This window comes from Weissella fangxianensis (assembly GCF_024718545.1).
GTDB classification, from domain to species: Bacteria; Bacillota; Bacilli; order Lactobacillales; family Lactobacillaceae; genus Weissella; species Weissella fangxianensis.
This window is the reverse complement of record NZ_JAMXDB010000077.1, coordinates 1-1,024: the sequence shown is the minus strand read 5'-3', so window position 1 is coordinate 1,024 and position 1,024 is coordinate 1. Positions and strand designations below refer to the sequence as shown.

Annotated in this window: 1 protein-coding gene and 4 tRNA genes; all 5 read left to right on the top strand. The window is 41.7% G+C overall.

Annotated features, from left to right (window positions below):
- Positions 1-50: 50 nt before the first annotated feature.
- A tRNA-Asp gene (locus NGR58_RS10200) sits at positions 51-124 on the top strand.
- 29 nt (positions 125-153) lie between these two features.
- Positions 154-227 (top strand) — tRNA-Trp (locus tag NGR58_RS10195).
- A gap of 2 nt (positions 228-229) precedes the next feature.
- Positions 230-302 (top strand) — tRNA-His (locus NGR58_RS10190).
- Between the two features lie 27 nt (positions 303-329).
- Positions 330-413 (top strand) — tRNA-Leu (locus NGR58_RS10185).
- Positions 414-541: 128 nt separating this feature from the next.
- A complete protein-coding gene (locus NGR58_RS10180; RefSeq protein ID WP_258089363.1) occupies positions 542-844 on the top strand; it encodes a hypothetical protein in 303 nt (100 codons plus the stop codon).
- Positions 845-1,024 lie beyond the last annotated feature (180 nt).

The window sequence follows — 1,024 nt, the reverse complement described above, 5'->3', positions numbered from 1 at the left end:
ACCTGCCTTACAAGCAGGGGGTCACAGGTTCGATCCCTGTAACGTCCATTGGTCGCATGGTCTAGTTGGTTATGACGTTCGCCTGTCACGCGAAAGATCACGGGTTCGAATCCCGTTGTGACCGTTTCAAATTAGGTATTACATCATTATTATAGGGGTATAGTTTAGCGGTAGAACAACGGTCTCCAAAACCGTCGGCGGGGGTTCGATTCCCTCTACCCCTGCCATGGCGGTAGTGGTGAAGTGGTTAACACACCGGTTTGTGGTTCCGGCACGCGTGGGTTCGATCCCCATCTACCGCCCTAGCTTGATGTAATATTTAATATGATGCCGTTGTGGCGGAATTGGCAGACGCGCTGGACTCAAAATCCAGTTCTCGCAAGGGAGTATGGGTTCGACCCCCATCGACGGCATAACATACCCTAGGGGTTCTTTATTCAAGAATTCTTAGGGTTTTATTTTTGTTTTATAAATTGTTTATATAGAAGATAATAAGTGTAATACTAGGGTAGTATGAATTTCATGTGAAGGAGACATAAACATGGCAAATGATCCGATTACCAGTGACACGCATCAACAATTAATGGCAGATTTTAGTGTCGGTGGACCACAAGTAGGTGAAAAAAACATCACATTAAAAGAAGGCTTTGATGTGCGTGATGCATCGGGGGGAGAACAAAATTATACGCAATGGGATGTCATCCATCGTGCAGATGAGACTTATTGGTCACCTTTAAATGGTGATCGTAAAACGTTGTATGATATTACTGATTATGCAATTAAGAGTAAGAAAAGTGATCAGTGGATTAGTATTGCAGAATGGTTTAATTCTGAAGAATTATAAAATGTAGTCTTAAAAATTAAGTGTATATAAAAAGGATTCCTGAATGGTGGCTCAGGTGAACTGAACCCCGTAAGTTGGAGTAATTTCCAAAACTTACGGGGTTTTACTATGTTTTCAAAAGAAGTACAAATTGAAGCTGTCACAATGTATCTACAAGGTATTCCGCCTTATAAAATACGG